At 67.3% G+C, this 17,435-nt stretch carries 18 protein-coding genes; 17 read left to right on the top strand and 1 reads right to left on the bottom strand.

Annotated features, from left to right (window positions below):
• Positions 1–143 precede the first annotated feature (143 nt).
• From blaL2 to SriyCCGPB3_RS16665, 3 genes are all read left to right on the top strand, one after another.
• The gene (blaL2, locus tag SriyCCGPB3_RS16675; protein WP_350259512.1) at positions 144–1,055 is read left to right on the top strand and encodes a L2 family extended-spectrum class A beta-lactamase; all 912 of its coding nucleotides are present in this window, start codon (positions 144–146) and stop codon (positions 1,053–1,055) included.
• A gap of 86 nt (positions 1,056–1,141) precedes the next feature.
• Positions 1,142–2,356, top strand: coding sequence for a cation:proton antiporter (locus tag SriyCCGPB3_RS16670; RefSeq protein WP_110713308.1), 1,215 nt, complete (start codon positions 1,142–1,144; stop codon positions 2,354–2,356).
• Between the two features lie 53 nt (positions 2,357–2,409).
• Positions 2,410–3,051, top strand: a complete 642-nt coding sequence (locus tag SriyCCGPB3_RS16665; RefSeq protein ID WP_350259511.1) for a hypothetical protein — start codon at positions 2,410–2,412, stop codon at positions 3,049–3,051.
• A 133-nt stretch (positions 3,052–3,184) separates the two neighbouring features.
• On the opposite strand, the gene SriyCCGPB3_RS16660 is transcribed toward SriyCCGPB3_RS16665, so the two are convergent.
• Positions 3,185–3,928: a DUF3011 domain-containing protein gene (locus SriyCCGPB3_RS16660; protein WP_110713305.1), complete on the bottom strand. Its 744-nt coding sequence runs from the start codon at positions 3,926–3,928 to the stop codon at positions 3,185–3,187.
• A 158-nt stretch (positions 3,929–4,086) separates the two neighbouring features.
• On the opposite strand from SriyCCGPB3_RS16660, the gene aspS reads away from it, so the two are divergent.
• The 14 genes from aspS to tolB all read left to right on the top strand — a co-directional run bounded on the left by aspS (position 4,087) and on the right by tolB (position 17,428).
• Positions 4,087–5,838 carry an aspartate--tRNA ligase gene (gene aspS, locus SriyCCGPB3_RS16655; RefSeq protein WP_164162476.1) on the top strand — a complete coding sequence of 584 codons (1,752 nt, stop codon included), beginning with the start codon at positions 4,087–4,089 and terminating at the stop codon, positions 5,836–5,838.
• A gap of 16 nt (positions 5,839–5,854) precedes the next feature.
• A complete protein-coding gene (locus SriyCCGPB3_RS16650; protein ID WP_126929986.1) occupies positions 5,855–6,175 on the top strand; it encodes a DNA primase in 321 nt (106 codons plus the stop codon).
• Positions 6,176–6,206: 31 nt separating this feature from the next.
• A complete protein-coding gene (locus tag SriyCCGPB3_RS16645; RefSeq protein WP_110713301.1) occupies positions 6,207–6,728 on the top strand; it encodes a GNAT family N-acetyltransferase in 522 nt (173 codons plus the stop codon).
• Between the two features lie 75 nt (positions 6,729–6,803).
• Positions 6,804–7,436, top strand: a complete 633-nt coding sequence (locus tag SriyCCGPB3_RS16640) for an esterase/lipase family protein (RefSeq protein WP_164162474.1) — start codon at positions 6,804–6,806, stop codon at positions 7,434–7,436.
• 162 nt (positions 7,437–7,598) lie between these two features.
• The gene (locus SriyCCGPB3_RS16635; protein ID WP_110713298.1) at positions 7,599–8,330 is read left to right on the top strand and encodes a YebC/PmpR family DNA-binding transcriptional regulator; all 732 of its coding nucleotides are present in this window, start codon (positions 7,599–7,601) and stop codon (positions 8,328–8,330) included.
• A 105-nt stretch (positions 8,331–8,435) separates the two neighbouring features.
• The gene (gene ruvC / locus SriyCCGPB3_RS16630) at positions 8,436–8,957 is read left to right on the top strand and encodes a crossover junction endodeoxyribonuclease RuvC (RefSeq protein WP_088026882.1); all 522 of its coding nucleotides are present in this window, start codon (positions 8,436–8,438) and stop codon (positions 8,955–8,957) included.
• A 13-nt stretch (positions 8,958–8,970) separates the two neighbouring features.
• Complete coding sequence (ruvA, locus tag SriyCCGPB3_RS16625; protein WP_005410756.1) at positions 8,971–9,564, top strand: Holliday junction branch migration protein RuvA; 594 nt, start codon at positions 8,971–8,973, stop codon at positions 9,562–9,564.
• Between the two features lie 49 nt (positions 9,565–9,613).
• Positions 9,614–11,533 carry a potassium transporter Kup gene (locus SriyCCGPB3_RS16620; RefSeq protein ID WP_429000806.1) on the top strand — a complete coding sequence of 640 codons (1,920 nt, stop codon included), beginning with the start codon at positions 9,614–9,616 and terminating at the stop codon, positions 11,531–11,533.
• Between the two features lie 541 nt (positions 11,534–12,074).
• Positions 12,075–13,115, top strand: coding sequence for a Holliday junction branch migration DNA helicase RuvB (ruvB, locus tag SriyCCGPB3_RS16615; protein WP_110713297.1), 1,041 nt, complete (start codon positions 12,075–12,077; stop codon positions 13,113–13,115).
• Positions 13,105–13,536, top strand: a complete 432-nt coding sequence (gene ybgC, locus SriyCCGPB3_RS16610; protein WP_350259510.1) for a tol-pal system-associated acyl-CoA thioesterase — start codon at positions 13,105–13,107, stop codon at positions 13,534–13,536. Before ruvB ends, ybgC begins: the two co-directional genes overlap by 11 nt.
• A gap of 10 nt (positions 13,537–13,546) precedes the next feature.
• Positions 13,547–14,326: a protein TolQ gene (gene tolQ, locus SriyCCGPB3_RS16605; protein WP_006438802.1), complete on the top strand. Its 780-nt coding sequence runs from the start codon at positions 13,547–13,549 to the stop codon at positions 14,324–14,326.
• Positions 14,327–14,350: 24 nt separating this feature from the next.
• On the top strand, positions 14,351–14,779 hold the full coding sequence (tolR, locus tag SriyCCGPB3_RS16600) for a protein TolR (protein WP_088026880.1): 429 nt from the start codon (positions 14,351–14,353) through the stop codon (positions 14,777–14,779).
• The gene (gene tolA, locus SriyCCGPB3_RS16595; protein WP_110713295.1) at positions 14,769–15,824 is read left to right on the top strand and encodes a cell envelope integrity protein TolA; all 1,056 of its coding nucleotides are present in this window, start codon (positions 14,769–14,771) and stop codon (positions 15,822–15,824) included. The genes tolR and tolA overlap by 11 nt, the downstream gene beginning before the upstream one ends.
• A 284-nt stretch (positions 15,825–16,108) precedes the next feature.
• A complete protein-coding gene (gene tolB, locus SriyCCGPB3_RS16590; protein WP_110713294.1) occupies positions 16,109–17,428 on the top strand; it encodes a Tol-Pal system beta propeller repeat protein TolB in 1,320 nt (439 codons plus the stop codon).
• Positions 17,429–17,435 lie beyond the last annotated feature (7 nt).

Below are 17,435 nucleotides of genomic sequence, written 5' to 3'. Positions count from 1 at the left end.
CTACCCTTCAGTGAGGAATTTCGTAAATCTCAACGAGTTGATTACGACAGGCATGAATTAAGTTCATGGCTTCCGCTGATATTTCGCGCTGGTCGGCTCCGGGGAGGGCTTCAATAATCGGGCGGTCCCCAGGAGAACCCCGCATGCTCGCCCGTCGCCGATTCCTGCAGTTCAGTGGTGCCGCTGTTGCTTCCTCGCTTGCCCTGCCGTTGCTGGCCCGTGCGGCGGGCAAGACCACCGCCAGTGCACCGACCGATGCCGCCCTCACCGCCGCCACCGACTTCGCCACGCTGGAGAAGGCGTGCGCCGGACGCCTCGGCGTGACCCTGTTGGACACTGCGAGCGGTCGCCGCATCGGTCATCGCCAGGACGAGCGTTTCCCGATGTGCAGCACGTTCAAGAGCGTTCTGGTCGCCACCGTGCTCAGCCAGGCCGAGCGCAGGCCCGCGTTGCTGGACACGCGCGTGCCGGTGCGCGATGCCGATCTTCTCTCGCACGCGCCGGTCGCCCGCCGCCACGCCGGCAAGGACATGACTGTGCGCGATCTGTGCCGTGCCACGATCATCACCAGCGACAATACCGCCGCCAACCTGCTGTTCGGCGTGGTCGGTGGCCCGCCCGCGGTGACTGCGTTCCTGCGCGCCAGCGGTGATGCGGTGAGCCGCAGTGATCGCCTGGAGCCGGAGCTGAACAGCTTTGCCAAGGGCGATCCGCGCGACACCACCACGCCGGCGGCAATGGCTGCGACCCTGCAGCGCGTGATGCTGGGCGAGGTGCTGCAGCCGGCGTCGCGGCAGCAGCTGGCCGATTGGCTGATCGACAACGAAACCGGCGACGCCTGCCTGCGCGCGGGTCTGGGCAAGCGCTGGCGCGTCGGTGACAAGACCGGCAGCAACGGCGAGGACGCGCGCAACGACATCGCCGTGCTGTGGCCCGTGGCCGGCGGCGCACCGTGGGTGCTGACGGCTTATCTGCAGGCAGGTGCGATCAGCTACGAGCAACGCGCTACCGTGCTGGCACAGGTGGGGCGCATTGCCGATCGCCTGATCGGATGAGGTAACCGGGAGTCATCCAGAAACGGCTTGCCGGATCGGTTCGGCGCGCGCATCCTGCGCGCGTTCGAACCACACGGAAGTCCCCCATGAGCCATGAACTGATCTACCTGCTGCTGATCTTCGCGCTGCTGGTGATCCCGCGCGCGCTGCAGCGTTTCAGCCTGCCCGCGCCGCTGACCTGCCTGCTGTTCGGCATCATCGGCATGCTCTGGCTGGGCGACCAGGCGCACGACGCGGTGATTGGTCTGCTGGCCACGCTGGGCATTTCCTCGCTGTTCCTGTTCGCCGGCCTGGAAGTGGACCTGCAGGCGCTGCGCCGTGGCATGTGGCCGCTGCTGGCGCATCTGGTGATCCGTACCGGCACGCTGTTCGGTGTGGGCTGGCTGGCCTGGCGCTACGCGGGGCTGCCGTGGCAGGCCGCCGGCCTGCTGGCGCTGGCGCTGCTGACGCCTTCCACCGGCTTCATCATGGATTCGCTGTCGCGGCTGGGCCTGAGCGAGGACGAGCGGTTCTGGGTGACCAGCAAGGCCATCGCTGGCGAACTGCTGGCGCTGGCGGCGTTGTTCATCGTGCTGCAGGCGGGTGATCCGGGCCACATGGCGCTGTCCAGCCTGGCGCTGCTGGCGATGATGATCGGCCTGCCGCTGCTGTTCATCGCGCTGGGCCGCTGGGTGGCGCCGCATGCGCCGGGCTCGGAGTTCTCGTTGCTGGTGATGGTGGGCATGGTCGCGGCCTACATCACCTATCTGCTGGGCGTGTACTACCTGGTCGGTGCGTTCATCGCCGGCCTGGTCGCGCGCCTGCTGCACCAGCGCATGCCGCTGCTGGCCTCGCATGAGAACCTGCACGCGCTGCGCCTGTTCGCCTCGTTCTTCGTGCCGTTCTATTTCTTCAATGCCGGCACCAAGGTGCCCAGCGAAGCACTCAGTTTCGAGGCGCTGGGGCTGGGCATCGTGATCACTCTGGTGGTGCTGCCGCTGCGCATCGGTGTGGTCTGGCTGCAGCGCCGGGTGATGTTCGGCGAGAGCTTCCGCAGCAGCCTGCGGGTCTCGCTGGCGCTGGCGCCGACGCTGATCTTCACCCTGGTGCTGGCCGCGATCATGCGCGAGCGCTTCCAGATTCCGGCGGTGCTGTTCGGCGCGCTGCTGCTGTATGCGGCGCTGACCACGCTGCTGCCGTCGCTGGTGTTCCGCACGCCGTTCGATGTCGATCCGGTCGAACAGGAGCCGGCAGGCGAGGGCGCGGCTGCACCGGTGGCGGCCACCGAGACGCTGCCGGAACCGCACATCGCCGAACGCTGAGCGGTTGCCGCACGCGGTTTGCGCCCGTCGGCCATGGCCGTTAGGGTTGGGGCATGAAACTGCCTGCCGTTGTCACCGCTTCCGCCCTCCTGCTCAGCCTTGCTGCGTGTTCGCAGCGCTCCGATACGGTCGCCCATGATCTGGCGACCGCACCGGCCGACGCCTTCATGGCTGCCGTGGCCGCACATTGCGGCCAGGCCTATGCCGGCAAGGTAGTGGAGGACACGCCGGCACCGACCGGCAAGGATCCGTTCGCCGGGCAGCGCCTGGTCATGCACGTGCGCGGCTGTGCCGATCCGGCGCACGAGCTGCGCATCCCGTTCCATGTCGGCGATGACCACTCGCGGACCTGGGTGCTGACCCGCACGGAAACCGGCCTGCGCCTGAAGCACGATCATCGCCACGAAGACGGCAGCCCTGACGCGATCACCCTGTACGGTGGCGACAGCACGCCACCCGGCACTGCCGAGCGCCAGCAGTTCCCGGCCGACAGCGATTCGGTGGCGATGTTCCGCCGCGCCGACATGCTGGCCTCCACGCACAACACCTGGGCGATGGAGATTGATCCCGACCAGACCTTCGTCTACGAGCTGACCCGCCCGGATGGCCGCCGCTTCCGCGTGCAGTTCGACCTGGGCAAGCCGGTCGACCTGCCACCGCCACCGTGGGGCGACGACACAGCACCCGCGCCGTGATCCCGGGGTCGGATCCCTCCTGCGGAGGGCCCCGACCCCAGAAGGACCCTCAGTAGATCCACGCCATGTGTGGATGCGGGATACCGGACCGGGGCCAGAGCCCTGGCCGTCGGCCAGGGATCCGGCCGTGTACTTACCGCGTACCGAAACGCGCGCGGCAGCCGTTGCTCACCCACACCTGGCCACGTGAGTAGCCCCAGCTGCGGCCTTCCTGGCAGGCACTGCCGGACAGCTGCTGCTGCAGCACCGGGCGGCCCTGGCGCTCATCCCAGTCGCAGGTCTGCGAGCGGTTGTTGTTGCTGCTGCAGGTGACCGAGTAATTGCTGTTGCCACCGCCCCAGCCACCGCCACCACCGCCCCAGCCGCGGGTTTCGGCGAACTCGGCGCGGCAGCCGCCGCTGACCCAGATCGCGCCATTGCGCACGCCCCAGGTGCGGCCCTCGTCGCAGGGGCTGCCGGACAGCTGGCGGACCAGGCGGGCATTGCGCCAGCCGACCGGGCAGCTGCGCTCGCGGTTGTTCTGGCTCTCGCAGCGGATCGTCTCGCCGGGGCGGCCGTTGTTGCCGCCCCAGCCACCGCCATTGCCGCCGCCCCAGCCACCGCGGGCCTCGACGAATTCGGCGCGGCAGCCATTGGTGACCCAGATGCTGCCATTGCGGCTGCCCCAGGTGCGGCCTTCGTCGCAGGCGCTGCCGGACAACTGGCGGACCAGCTGCGCATTGCGCCAGCCGGTGTTGCAGACCCGTTCGCGGTTGTTCTGGCTTTCGCAGCGGACCACCCCGCTCTGCGCATGCGCGGAAGGGGCGGGCAGGGCAAGGGTGCCCAGTGCACCCAGGGCGAGGGTCAGGGCCAGGCTGGCCAGGGACAGCGGTTTCATGGCGGCATCCCATACGGTGGCAGGTGCCCGACTATAGGGAGGGGGGCGATCAAGCCGGTGTGACTGGCCGGATTTGCCCCGGCCGGGGCCTCGGCCGCAGAATACGAGGCTTTCCGGCCCCCATCCGGTGCCGGCGTTCTCCAGCGGAGCTTCCCCCCATGCGTACCCACTTCTGCGGCCTGGTCGATGAGACCCTGATTGGCCAGACTGTCACCCTCGCCGGCTGGACCGACGTGGCCCGTAACCAGGGCGGCGTCTGCTTCATCGATCTTCGAGATCATGAAGGCATCGTGCAGGTGACCGTGGAAGTCGACAACGCCGAAGTGTTCGCCGTGGCCGCGTCGCTGGGCTACGAGGACGTGCTGCAGGTGGAAGGCGTCGTGCGTGCCCGCCACGCGGTGAACGACAAGATGCGCACCGGCAAGGTGGAAGTGATCGCCACCGCCATCACCGTGCTGAACAAGGCCGCGCCGCTGCCGTTCCACGCCCACGAGAATCCGGGCGAGGAAACCCGCCTGAAGTACCGCTACCTGGACCTGCGCCGCCCGGAAATGCAGCGCATGCAGCGCACCCGCATCAAGCTGGTGCAGGCCCTGCGCCGCCATCTGGACGAAAAGGGCTTCCAGGACATCGAGACCCCGATCCTGACCAAGGCCACCCCGGAAGGCGCGCGCGATTTCCTGGTGCCGGCGCGCATGCATCCGGGCGAGTTCTACGCCCTGCCGCAGAGCCCGCAGCTGTTCAAGCAGATCCTGATGGTGGCCGGCTTCGACCGCTACTACCAGATCGCGCGCTGCTTCCGCGACGAGGCCCTGCGTGCCGACCGCCAGCTGGAATTCACCCAGCTGGACATGGAATTCGCCTTCGTCCGCGAGCGCGACGTGCAGGACTTCGTCGAGGACATGATCCGTGCCATCTTCAAGGAAGTGGTCGACGTCCAGCTGGACGCCAGCTTCCCGCGCATGACCTGGGCCGAGGCGATGCGTCGCTACGGTTCGGACAAGCCGGACCTGCGCATCGCGCTGGAGCTGGTCGACGTCGCCGAGCTGGTCAAGGACAGCGAGTTCCCGGTGTTCACCGGCCCGGCCAATGATGCCGAAGGCCGCGTCGCCGCGCTGCGCATCCCGGGCGGTGCGTCGCTGAGCCGCAAGCAGATCGACGAATATGCCGCGCATGCCGCCAAGTACGGCGCGAAGGGCCTGGCCTACATCAAGATCGCCGACAACGGCGAGATCAGCTCGCCGATCCAGAAGTTCTTCAGCGAAGCCGCCTTCGCTGCGCTGGTCGCCCACGTCGGCGCCGGTAACGGCGACATCGTGTTCTTCGGCGCCGGTGGCTACAACAAGGTCTCGGACTTCATGGGCGCCCTGCGCCTGAAGGCCGGCAAGGACTTCGGCCTGGTCGCCGACGGTTGGGCGCCGCTGTGGGTCACCGATTTCCCGATGTTCGAGTGGGACGAGGAAGAACAGCGCTACGTCGCCCTGCATCACCCCTTCACCGCACCGGCCGTGGACGACATCGCCGACCTGCGCGCCAACGCCCGTACCGCCGTCTCGCGCGGCTACGACATGGTGCTCAACGGCAATGAAATCGGCGGCGGTTCCATCCGTATCCACCGTCCGGACATGCAGAGCGCGGTATTCGAGCTGCTCGGCATCGGCGCCGAAGAAGCCCGTGCCAAGTTCGGCTTCCTGCTCGACGCGCTGAACTACGGCGCGCCGCCGCACGGTGGCATCGCCTTCGGCATCGACCGCATCGCCGCGCTGATGGCCGGCACCGAGTCGATCCGCGACGTCATCCCGTTCCCGAAGACCACCGGTGCACAGGATCTGATGACCGACGCGCCGTCGCCGATCGTCGACGCGCAGCTGGCCGAAGTGCACATCCAGGTTCGCCCCAAGACCAACTGATCAGGAGATCCAGGCAATGACCGAGTTTGCGTTTTCGCTGGAGTGGGAAAAGCTGGGCAATGAAGGCTCCGAGGCCACCCTGGTCACCGAGCGTGCACGCGTGTTCGGGGGTTGGCTGGTCCGCGTCGGTACCAACCCGGCGGCGATGGCCCTGACCTTCGTCGCCGACGGCGAAGGCCGTTGGGACGGTGAAGACTTCGGCGTCGAGGATTACGAAGACGACGAAGAGGAAGAGTACGACGAGGACGAGGAAGGCGAGGAAGAAGAGGACGAAGACGAAGAGGAATACGAGGAAGAGGACGAGGAAGAAGAAGCGGAATCGTCTGAAAAGGCTTGACCCGCGCTTCGCCCTGACGTCAACTTCCTGCATGTATTCGATCCGCCGCGCTACCGTGGACGACGCGCCGACCCTGTCGGCGCTGGCCGCCCGCACGTTCACCGAAACCTTCGGCCATCTGTATCCGCCGCAGGACCTGCAGGCCTTCCTCGAGGAGGCCTACACGGTCGAGCGCCAGCGCGTGATCCTGGCCCACCCGGATTACGCGGTGTGGCTGCTGGAGCTGGATGGGGAGGCGGTCGGCCACGCCGCCGCCGGCCCCTGTGGCCTGCCGCATCCGGATGTGAAACCCGGTGACGGCGAACTCAAGCGCCTGTACCTGGTCAAGACCCAGCAGAGCTGCGGCTGGGGCAGCCGCCTGCTGGAAACCGCGCTGGCCTGGCTGGAACACGAAGGCCCACGCACGCTGTGGCTGGGCGTGTGGTCGGAGAACTTCGGCGCACAGCGCTTCTACGCCCGCTATGGATTCGAGAAGGCGGGCGAGTACCTGTTCCCGGTCGGCGACACCCACGATCTTGAATTCATCCTGCGCCGCGCACCGCGCGCAGCCTGACGTTCACCGCCGCTTGCTGCGCGCGCGTGTTCAATCACCGTACGTTCCTGCCCCGCTGACCGCCAGGCTGTTTGCATGACTCCCCCCGTATTGCTGCTGCATGGCATCTGGAATGCCCGTGCCTGGGTCGGGCCGCTGGCCTGGCGTCTGCGCGCGCGCGGTTTCCAGGTGCACGCATTCGGTTACTCCTCGGTCTTCGGTGGCCCCGACGTGGCGGTGCCGCAGCTGCTGGAGCGGCTGGCCGATGCCGGGCCGTTGTCGCTGGTCGGCCACAGCCTGGGAGGCCTGCTGGCGCTGGAAGCGCTGCGCCGCAATCCGCAGCTGCCGGTGCAGCGCGTGGTCTGTCTGGGCTCGCCGCTGCGCGGCAGCGGTACCGCGCGCTCGTTGTCCGATCACGGCTGGGGCCTGGCGCTGGGGCGCAGCAGCGAGCTGCTGCTGGATGGCCTGCCGGACTGGCAGGGCAGGGCCGAGGTTGGCCTGATCGCCGGTTCAGTGCCGCACGGGCTGGGCAGCCTGCTGGGCGCCATCGACGATGCCTCCGACGGCACCGTGGCCCTGGCCGAGACCCGCCTGCCGGGCCTGGCCGACCATTGCGTGGTGCGTACCAGCCACAGCGGTCTGGTGGTGTCGCCCGACGCCGCGCGGCAGACCGCGCATTTCCTGCGCCACGGCCAGTTCGACCACAGCCGCGACGCCGCCGCCGCATAAGATGGTGGGTGCGAACCGTCCTACCTTGGTGGGTGCGAACCTTGGTTCGCACGCTCTTCGCCGGGCCATGCCCGGCGGCATCCTTCGCCCCTAGACACGGTTGCAGCGCCCGATCAGGTAGAATCCGCGCCTTGATCCTGAAGCAGCCAGACGGTAGCACCCATGGGTAGAGGCCCCTCCATCGAAGCCCGCAAGAACGCGTCCGACGCGAAGCGCGGCAAGATTTTCACCAAGATCATCCGCGAGATCGGCGTTGCCGCGCGCGGCGGTGGAGGCGACCCCAACAACAACCCGCGCCTGCGCGTGGCCGTGGACAAGGGCCTGGCCGTGAACATGTCCAAGGACGTGATCGAGCGCGCCATCAAGAAGGCCACCGGTGAACTGGAAGGCGTCGACTACGAGGAAATCCGCTACGAGGGCTACGCTCCGGGTGGCGTGGCCGTGATCGTCGATTGCCTGACCGACAACCGCGTGCGCACCGTGGCCGATGTCCGCCATGCGTTCAGCAAGTGCGGTGGCAACATGGGCACCGAAGGCTCGGTGGCCTTCATGTTCAAGCGCCTGGGCGTGCTCAGCTTCGCCCCGGGCGCCGATGAGGAAGCCATCACCGAGGCCGCTATCGACGCCGGCGCCGATGACATCGTGGTCTATCCGGATGACGGTTCGATCGACGTGGTCACCAGCCCTGACGCGTTCAACGCGGTCAAGGATGCGATGGCTGCCGCCGGCCATGTCGCCGACCACGCCGAGATCACCTTCCGCGCGGACAACGACATCAAGGTCGAGGGCGAGGTTGCCCTGCAGGTCAAGAAGCTGCTGGACATGCTTGAAGACCTGGACGACGTGCAGGACGTGTATTCCAACGCCGAACTCGGCGCCGACGCCTACGCCTGAGCCGTCTTCGACGGCCTGGGCGCGGGCCGTTGAACGGTCACCGCGGACAGTCATGAGCCCATACGCCTGCCAGCGCATTCCGTTCCTCCCCGCCAGGAGTGCAGCATGACCCGCATTCTCGGCATCGACCCCGGTTCGCAGCGGACCGGGGTCGGCATCATCGATGTTGACGCCACCGGCAAGGTCAGCCACGTGCACCACCAGCCACTGGTGCTGCTGGGCGCCGACGATTTCCCGCAGCGCATGAAGCTGCTGGTGCTGGGCCTGGCCGACCTGTGCCGGGAATACCAGCCGAACGAAGTGGCCATCGAAAAGGTGTTCATGGCGCGCAATCCCGATTCGGCATTGAAGCTGGGCCAGGCCCGTGGCGCGGCGATCTCCGCCGTGGTGCTGCGCGACCTGCCGGTGCACGAATACGCCGCCAGCGAGATCAAGCTGGCAGTGGTCGGGCGCGGTGGCGCCGAAAAGCAACAGGTTCAACACATGGTCGGGCTCATGCTCAACCTGAAAACCAAGCTGCAGGCCGACGCGGCCGACGCGTTGGCGGTGGCGATCACCCATGCCCACGTAAGGGCGACGGCCAACCGCCTGGGGCTCAGTGCCCGCCAGGCGTGGGGCCGCAAATGAGGAGCTGCACGCAATGATCGGTCGACTGCGCGGCATCGTCGCCTACAAGGCGCCGCCGTGGCTGGTGGTGGACGTGAACGGAGTGGGCTACGAACTGGAGGCGCCGATGAGCACCTTCTACGACCTGCCCGAGCTTGGCCGCGAGGTCACCCTGTACACCCATTACTCGCAGAAGGAAGACAGCGTTTCGCTGTACGGCTTCCTGCGCGAAGGTGAGCGGCGCCTGTTCCGCGACGTGCAGAAGGTCAGTGGCATCGGCGCGAAGATCGCGCTGGCCGTGCTGTCCGGCGTCACTGTCGAGGAGTTCGCGCGCATGGTGCAGGCCGGTGACATCACCGCGCTGACCCGCATTCCGGGCATCGGCAAGAAGACCGCCGAGCGCATGGTGCTGGAGCTGCGTGACCGCGCGGCCCAGTTCGGTGCCGGCGGCGCGCTGCCCACCGGCAGCGGCCCGGCCCCGGCCGATCCGCTGTCCGATGCCACCGTGGCCCTGCAGCAGTTGGGCTACAAGCCGGCCGAAGCGGCGCGCATGGCCCGTGATGCCTTCAATGAAGGCGACGAAGTGGCCACCGTGATCCGCAAGGCGCTGCAGTCCGCGCTGCGCTGAGCCGCGTCCCTTTCCCCCAACCTACCGCCTGAGCTTCGCCAGGAGTCCCATGTCCAGCAGTCAAACCCCGCACACAGCCGCCCCCAGCGGCCACGGTCACGCCCCTCCAGCCGGAGGCATGGCGCTGATCATCGGTGCGATCGGCGTGGTCTTCGGCGATATCGGTACCAGCCCGCTGTACACCCTGAAGGAGGCGTTCTCGCCGCACTACGGGCTCAACAGTGACCATGACACCGTGCTGGGCGTGCTGTCGCTGGCGTTCTGGGCGCTGAACATCGTGGTCACCCTGAAGTACGTGACCATCATCATGCGCGCCGACAACGACGGCGAGGGCGGCATCATGGCGCTGATGGCGCTGACCCAGCGCACGCTGCGCAACGGGTCGCGCTCGGCCTATGTGGTCGGCATCCTCGGCATCTTCGGTGCCTCGCTGTTCTTCGGTGATGGCGTGATTACCCCGGCGATCTCCGTGCTTGGCGCGGTCGAGGGCCTGGAGGTGGCCGCGCCCGGCCTGCATGCCTTCATCGTGCCGATCACCGTGGTCGTGCTGCTGGCGGTGTTCGCCGCGCAGCGCTTCGGCACCGAGAAGATCGGCAAGGCGTTCGGCCCGATCACCTCGGTCTGGTTCATCTCGTTGGCCGCGATCGGCATCTACAACATCGTCGACGCGCCGGAAGTGTTGAAGGCCTTCAACCCGTGGTGGGCGATCCGCTTCTTCATGGAGCACAGCTGGCACGGTATCTTCATCCTCGGTGCGGTGGTACTGGCCGTGACCGGTGGCGAGGCGCTGTACGCCGACATGGGCCACTTCGGTGCCAAACCCATCCGCCACGCCTGGTATTTCTTCGTGCTGCCGTGCCTGGTGCTGAACTACCTGGGGCAGGGCGCACTGGTGCTCAACCACCCCGAGGCGCTGAAGAACCCGTTCTTCGAGGCAGTACCGCCGTGGGCGCTGTACCCGATGATCATCCTGGCCACGATGGCGGCGGTGATCGCGTCGCAGTCGGTCATCACCGGTGCGTTCTCGGTCTCGCGCCAGGCCATGCAGCTGGGTTACATCCCGCGCATGCGGATCAAGCACACCTCGCACGACACCATCGGCCAGATCTACATCCCGGGCATCAACTGGGGCATCGCGGTGATGGTGATCGGCCTGGTGCTGGCCTTCCGCAGCTCCTCCAACCTGGCCGTGGCCTACGGCATCTCGGTGTCGGCCACCATGCTGATCGACACCCTGCTGCTGGCCCTGGTGGCGCGATCGCTGTGGCCGAAGGCGCGCAAGTGGATCCTGCCGCTGTGCGTGGTGTTCTTCATCATCGACCTCGGCTTCGTCATCGCCAACGGTGCCAAGCTGCTGCAGGGCGCCTGGTTCCCGGTGGTGCTGGGCATCTTCCTGTTCACCATGATGCGCACCTGGCGCCGTGGCCGCGAGTTGCTGCGTGATGAGATCCGCAAGGACGGCATCCGCCTGGACACCTTCCTGCCGGGCCTGATGCTGGCACCGCCGGTACGCGTGCCGGGCACCGCGGTGTTCCTCACCGCCGACCCGACCGTGGCCCCGCACGCGCTGATGCACAACCTCAAGCACAACAAGGTGCTGCACGAGCGCAACGTGTTCCTGCACGTGGAAACCCTGCCCATTCCCTATGCGATGGAAGGGCAGCGGCTGAAGATCGAATCGGTGGGTGACGAGTTCTACCGCGTCTACGTGCGCTTCGGTTTCATGGAGACCCCGGACGTGCCGCTGGCGCTGATGCGTTCCTGCGACCACGGCGGTATCTACTTCGACCCGATGGACACCACCTTCTTCGCCAGCCGCGAAACCATCGTCGCCACCGCCAACCGTGGCATGCCGATCTGGCGCGACAAGCTGTTCGCGCTGATGCATCGCAACGCCGCCCCGGCCACCGGCTTCTTCCGGATTCCGGGCAACCGCCTCGTGGAACTGGGCGCGCAGGTGGAGATTTAATCCCCACCTGCGCTACGTCCCACGATTTGCTGCGCAAACCGTGGGCCCCGCACGCATTCCACCTTGTCCCCGCGCCTGTCGGCGCGCCCCCTTGAAACGCAGGCGCCTTGGGCGCCGGCGTTCCGCGCATTCCACCTTATCCCCGCGCTTGTCGGCGCGCCCCCTTGAACAACAAGGGGGGGGGCACTTGTGGAGACGGCGCGCGCTGGAAGCAGAATCCACCCGGCTCCTCAGGTCCATCCACGCACGGTGTGGATCTACCGTGTCGACCAAGGTCGACACCCACCAAGAGCAGCCCATGTCAGCCCGACAGATCGCAGGACTCTGTCGAAGGCGGGGTGGGTCCGGTTGCGGGGGCGTGAGCCGCATGGATGCGGCGACCGAGCTTACATGGACGTACTTGCAGCGTCCCCCGCAACCGGACCCACCCCGCCATTCCCCAGGAACTCAGCTTTGGCTGTTGCTTTGGCCGTTGCAGTTGCTTCTGCGGGTGCCGGGCGCAGCCCGGCCGAAACCCGCGCTTTTGCCGCATAATCAGCACATGACCGACGACCGCATCATCGGCGCCGGCGCCACCCGCGAGGATGACGCCGCCGACGCCAGCATCCGCCCCAAGCGCCTTGCCGACTACCTCGGCCAGGTGCCGGTGCGCGAGCAGATGGAGATCTACATCCAGGCGGCCAAGGGGCGCGGCGACGCGCTCGACCATGTGCTGATCTTCGGGCCGCCCGGCCTGGGCAAGACCACCCTCAGCCATGTCATCGCCAACGAACTGGGCGTGGCCCTGCGGGTGACCTCCGGCCCGGTGATCGAGAAGGCCGGCGACCTCGCCGCGCTGCTGACCAACCTGCAGCCGCACGATGTGCTGTTCATCGACGAGATCCATCGCCTGTCGCCGGTGGTGGAAGAAGTGTTATATCCGGCGATGGAAGATTTCCAGATCGACATCATGATCGGCGAGGGCCCCGCCGCCCGCTCGATCAAGATCGACCTGCCGCCGTTCACCCTGATCGGTGCCACCACCCGGGCCGGCCTGCTGACCGCGCCGCTGCGCGATCGCTTCGGCATCGTCCAGCGCCTGGAGTTCTACAGCGTCGAGGAGCTGACCCGGATCGTGCGCCGCTCGGCAGCCATCCTGGCCATCGACTGCACCGCCGATGGCGCCGGCGAGATCGCACGCCGCGCGCGTGGCACCCCGCGTATCGCCAACCGCCTGCTGCGGCGCGTGCGCGACTACGCGCAGGTCAAGGCCGGCGGCCACATCGACGAGGCCGTGGCCCAGGCCGCGATGAAGATGCTGAAGGTCGACCCGGAGGGCTTCGACGAGCTTGACCGGCGCCTGCTCAAGACCATGGTCGACTACTTCGATGGCGGCCCGGTCGGCATCGAATCGCTGGCGGCGGCGCTGTCCGAAGAGCGTGGCACGCTGGAAGACGTGGTCGAGCCGTACCTGATCCAGCAGGGCTTCCTGGTGCGCACCGCGCGTGGCCGCATGGCCACCCACAAGGCCTACCGGCACATGGGCCTGAAGCCGAAGAACCCGCCGCAGGACCTGTTCGCGGAGGTTCCCGATGCCGGTTGAGCCCCGATTCAGTTGGCTGACACGCATTTACTGGGAAGATACCGACGCAGGTGGCGTGGTCTACCACGCCCGCTACGTGGCCTTCATGGAACGGGCCCGGACCGAATGGATGCGAGCGCTGGGCTACGGCCAGGAGCGCATGCGCGCCGAGCACGGGATGGTCTTCGCGGTGCGCTCGATGCAGATGGATTTCATCAAGCCGGCACGGCTGGATGACACCCTGCAGGTGAGCGCCCGCCTGGTCCAGCTGAAGAAGGCCAGCATGGTCTTCGACCAGCAGATCCTGCGCGACGGCGAACTGCTGCTGTCGGCGCAGGTCCGCATCGCCGCACTGGAAGCGGCCAGTTTCCGCCCGCGTGGCATGGACGAGGCCGTCCTTGCCGTGCTGCAACCCCACCTCCACCCCGAATCCGAACACTGAGGAACAACGGATGATCGCAACGCTCCTGGCCCTGCAGGCCACGGTCACCGAGGCACTGCCGGCCGACGTCAGCAACGCCGCGACACAGACCCTTGCCCAGGCCACCACCGGCGGCGGCATCAACTACCTCGAACTGATGGCCAAGGCCAGCCTGCCGGTGAAGATCATCGTGCTGCTGCTGCTGGTCGGCTCGTTCGTCAGCTGGGTGATCATTTTCCGCAAGGCCCGCGTGTTCAAGCAGGCCACCCGTGAAGCCGACGAGTTCGAGAACCGCTTCTGGTCCGGCGCCGACCTGGGCAAGCTGTACAGCTCGGCCACCGACCGCAGCCGCAACGTCGGCGGCCTGGAAGCGATCTTCGAAGCAGGCTTCCGCGAGTACACCCGCCTGCGCGACAAGCGCCGTCTGGATGGCCGCGCGCAGCTGGAAGGCGCACAGCGTGCCATGCGCACCACCTACACCCGCGAAGTGGACCAGCTCGAGCGCAACCTGGAACTGCTGGCCAACATCGGCTCGACCGCGCCGTACGTGGGTCTGGTCGGTACCGTGTTCGGCATCATGGTGACCATGCACGACATGATCAGCAGTGGCGCGCAGGCGGGCATCGCCGCCGTTGCGCCGGGCATCTCCGAAGCGCTGTTCGCCACCGCCATCGGTCTGTTCGTGGCGATCCCGGCGGTGTGGGCCTACAACCGCTTCACCACGCGCGTGGAGCGCATGTCGGTGCGGTTCGAGACCTTCGCCGAAGAGTTCAGCTCCATCCTGCAGCGCCAGAGCGCTGGCGACGAGTAAGCGCCTGACCCGGGAGTCCAAGCCATGTCCGCTGCCATCGGTCGCCGCAAGCGCCGCAAGCTGAAATCGGAAATCAACGTCGTTCCCTACATCGACGTCATGCTGGTGCTGCTGATCATCTTCATGGTCACCGCGCCGCTGCTCACCCTGAGCTTCGACGTCGACCTGCCGCAGTCCAACGCCAAGGCGCTGGAGAGCAAGCAGGACCCGGTGATCGTCTCGGTGCGCCAGGACGGCCAGCTCAGCCTGAAGCTGGCTGACGCCAAGGAACCGACCGCCGTGTCGGCCGAGGAACTGGAAGGCCGCCTGGCCGGCATTGCCGCCCAGGACAAGGGCGTGCGCGTGATCGTTGCCGCCGACCGCGCCGTGGCCTATGAAAAGGTCATCGCCGCGATGGATGTGATCAAGCGCGCCAAGGTAGACAAGGTAGGCCTGGCCACCGATGCACGCTGACGCCCTGCCACCTTCGCATCAGCGCGAACCCGGCTGGGGCCTGCCCTTGGCGCTGGCGTTGCTGGTGCATCTGCTGGTCGCGCTGGTCTTCATCGTGGCCTGGTTCTGGTCGCCCGAGCGCAACACCGATGCCGCTGCCGGCGACCCGTCGGTCGAGGCCAGCCTTGCGCTGTCCGCGTCCGAGGCGTCCGCCGCGCGTCAGGCCCTGCGCCAGTCGGAGAAGCTGGAAGACCTGCCGCCACCGGTCGCCGAGCCGATTCCGGTGCCCGAAGACACCATCCCGCCACCGCAGCCGATTCCCGAGCCGCGCCCGCAGGACGCCCCCACGCCGCAGCAGCAACAGGCGCAGGAGCGTGTCGCACAGCCGGACACCAAGGACCAGGAAGCGGTGAGCGCGCTGGCCATCTCGCAGGAGAAGGCCAAGCAGGAACAGGAAGCCAAGCGCCGCCAGGAGCAGATCGACCTGACCGAACGCAAGCGCCAGGAAGAAGCGGAGCAGAAGCTGCGCCTGGCCAAGCAGCAGGAAGCGGACGAAAAGAAGAAGCAGGCCGAGCAGGAGCGCGTGGCGGCTGACAAGGCCGAGGCCGAGAAGCAGAAGAAGATCGCCGAGATCCGCGCCCGCCGCGAGCAGGCCGAGAAGGAAGCCAAGCTGGCCGAGCAGAAGCTGCGCCAGGTCGCCGCCGCGCGCAATGCCGCCGGCAGTGCGGCCGCCGGTGCCAGCGGTGCGTCCCAGCCGGCTGCGGGTGGCGGTGGCAACAGCGATGATCTTTCGGCCAAGTACGCGGCCGCGATCCAGGCCAAGGTGCTGTCGCAGTGGGTGCGCCCGGATACGGTGCCGCTGGGCCAGCGCTGCACCATCACCATCACCCAGATTCCGGGGGGCACGGTGATGCAGGCCAAGGTCAGCCCGAACTGCCCGTACGACGAGGCCGGCAGGCGTTCGATCGAGGCCGCCGTGCTCAATGCGCAGCCGCTGCCGTACCGCGGGTTCGAGTCGGTGTTCGCGCGCACGCTCAACTTCACCTTTACCGCCCAGGATCGCTGAGGCGGGCAGGGCAGGGTGGCCAGGGAGCCACCCGCGCCCATGGATGTCGCGCTTGCCTCTGGCAGGCCCGGTTTCGACCGGGCAGGCTGAGCCTGCTGTCGAACGCTGCCCGGCCGGGTGGCGTGATCGGGGCAGGCGGGTGCGATGTTAGCCACGACGTTAACGGTGCGTGAGAGGACGGGCTGGAACTGACCCGGAATTCACGTACCCTTGGTTCATGATTGCGAAGCGGTTCACTCCCGCTTTGCTATCCCTCGTTCCGGTTTCCCCCTATTGAGCGCTCCATGAAAAAGATGCCTCGCTGGCTTGCCGTGTTTGCGGCCCTGTTGCTGCCCTTCGCTGCCGTTGCGCAGCAGAGGGGACTGGATATCGACATCATCGGTGGCAATGCCTCCGCGTTGCCGATCACCATCGTGCCGATGCCCTACCAGGGTTCGGCCGCCGCACCGCAGACCGACGTCGCTGGCGTGGTCCGCGCCGACCTCGAGCGTTCGGGGCAGTTCCGCACGCTGCCGGAAGCACAGATCGTCGAAAAGCCGGTCCGTGGCGGCGACATCCAGTTCGCCACCTGGCGCGCGCTGAAGCAGAACTACATCGTGGTCGGCCGCGTGCTCGACGCCGGTGCCGGTGCCTACCGCGTCGAGTACGAACTGTTCGACGTGCCCAAGGGTGAGCGCCTGCTGGGCCTGGCGATGACCGCCCGTGGCAACGCCATGCGTGACGTCGCCCACCAGATGGCCGACGCCATCTACGAGAAGATCACCGGCATCCGTGGCGCCTTCTGGACCCGCATCGCCTACGTGACCGCCAGCGGCAAGGGCGACGCCATGCGCTACGCGCTGATGGTGGCCGACTCCGACGGCTTCAATCCGCAGACCATCGTGCGCTCGGCCGAGCCGCTGCTGTCGCCGTCGTGGAGCCCGGATGGCAGCAAGCTGGCCTATGTCAGCTTCGAGCGTGGCAACTCGGCGATCTACATCCAGAACATCGGCACCGGCGCGCGTGAGCTGGTCACCAGCTTCCGTGGCATCAACAGCGCCCCGGCGTTCTCGCCGGACGGCCGCAAGCTGGCCCTGACCCTGTCGCGTTCGGGCAACCCGGAAATCTACGTGATGGACCTGGGCAGCAAGCAGCTGACCCAGCTGACCAACCACTTCGCCATCGATACCGAGCCGACCTGGGCGCCGGACGGCAGCGCGGTGTACTTCACCTCCGACCGCGGCGGCCGTCCGCAGGTCTACAAGGTCGGTGCGGGCGGCGGCAGTGCCGAACGCGTGACCTTCCAGGGCAACTACAACGCCAAGCCCTCGGTGTCCTACGATGGCAAGAAGATCGCCGTCGCCCAGGGCTCGGGCAACAGCTACAAGATCGCGATGATGGACAGCTCGCTGGGGTCGCCTCGCTGGAGCACGCTGTCCCCGGGTTCGCTGGATGAATCTCCGAGCTTTGCGCCCAACGCAAGCATGGTGTTGTACGCCGCCCGCGAGGGTGGCCGTGGTGTCCTGTACGCCGTTTCTGCCGATGCGCGCGTGCGCCAGCGGTTGGTTCTGGCTGACGGAGATGTGCGCGAACCGGCATGGTCCCCATACCGTACCCAGCGCTAAAAGAGTG

It is taken from the genome of Stenotrophomonas riyadhensis (assembly GCF_040256885.1).
GTDB classification, from domain to species: Bacteria; Pseudomonadota; Gammaproteobacteria; order Xanthomonadales; family Xanthomonadaceae; genus Stenotrophomonas; species Stenotrophomonas riyadhensis.
This window is presented reverse-complemented; position numbering and strand designations above follow the sequence as displayed.

What these genes read in the sequence shown, in the direction of transcription:
- blaL2 (WP_350259512.1), top strand. Translation starts at nt 144, where the DNA reads ATGCTCGCCCGTCGCCGATTCCTGCAGTTCAGTGGTGCCGCTGTTGCT.
- SriyCCGPB3_RS16670 (WP_110713308.1), top strand. Translation starts at nt 1,142, where the DNA reads ATGAGCCATGAACTGATCTACCTGCTGCTGATCTTCGCGCTGCTGGTG.
- SriyCCGPB3_RS16665 (WP_350259511.1), top strand. Translation starts at nt 2,410, where the DNA reads ATGAAACTGCCTGCCGTTGTCACCGCTTCCGCCCTCCTGCTCAGCCTT.
- SriyCCGPB3_RS16660 (WP_110713305.1), bottom strand. Translation starts at nt 3,928, where the DNA reads ATGAAACCGCTGTCCCTGGCCAGCCTGGCCCTGACCCTCGCCCTGGGT.
- aspS (WP_164162476.1), top strand. Translation starts at nt 4,087, where the DNA reads ATGCGTACCCACTTCTGCGGCCTGGTCGATGAGACCCTGATTGGCCAG.
- SriyCCGPB3_RS16650 (WP_126929986.1), top strand. Translation starts at nt 5,855, where the DNA reads ATGACCGAGTTTGCGTTTTCGCTGGAGTGGGAAAAGCTGGGCAATGAA.
- SriyCCGPB3_RS16645 (WP_110713301.1), top strand. Translation starts at nt 6,207, where the DNA reads ATGTATTCGATCCGCCGCGCTACCGTGGACGACGCGCCGACCCTGTCG.
- SriyCCGPB3_RS16640 (WP_164162474.1), top strand. Translation starts at nt 6,804, where the DNA reads ATGACTCCCCCCGTATTGCTGCTGCATGGCATCTGGAATGCCCGTGCC.
- SriyCCGPB3_RS16635 (WP_110713298.1), top strand. Translation starts at nt 7,599, where the DNA reads ATGGGTAGAGGCCCCTCCATCGAAGCCCGCAAGAACGCGTCCGACGCG.
- ruvC (WP_088026882.1), top strand. Translation starts at nt 8,436, where the DNA reads ATGACCCGCATTCTCGGCATCGACCCCGGTTCGCAGCGGACCGGGGTC.
- ruvA (WP_005410756.1), top strand. Translation starts at nt 8,971, where the DNA reads ATGATCGGTCGACTGCGCGGCATCGTCGCCTACAAGGCGCCGCCGTGG.
- SriyCCGPB3_RS16620 (WP_429000806.1), top strand. Translation starts at nt 9,614, where the DNA reads ATGTCCAGCAGTCAAACCCCGCACACAGCCGCCCCCAGCGGCCACGGT.
- ruvB (WP_110713297.1), top strand. Translation starts at nt 12,075, where the DNA reads ATGACCGACGACCGCATCATCGGCGCCGGCGCCACCCGCGAGGATGAC.
- ybgC (WP_350259510.1), top strand. Translation starts at nt 13,105, where the DNA reads ATGCCGGTTGAGCCCCGATTCAGTTGGCTGACACGCATTTACTGGGAA.
- tolQ (WP_006438802.1), top strand. Translation starts at nt 13,547, where the DNA reads ATGATCGCAACGCTCCTGGCCCTGCAGGCCACGGTCACCGAGGCACTG.
- tolR (WP_088026880.1), top strand. Translation starts at nt 14,351, where the DNA reads ATGTCCGCTGCCATCGGTCGCCGCAAGCGCCGCAAGCTGAAATCGGAA.
- tolA (WP_110713295.1), top strand. Translation starts at nt 14,769, where the DNA reads ATGCACGCTGACGCCCTGCCACCTTCGCATCAGCGCGAACCCGGCTGG.
- tolB (WP_110713294.1), top strand. Translation starts at nt 16,109, where the DNA reads ATGAAAAAGATGCCTCGCTGGCTTGCCGTGTTTGCGGCCCTGTTGCTG.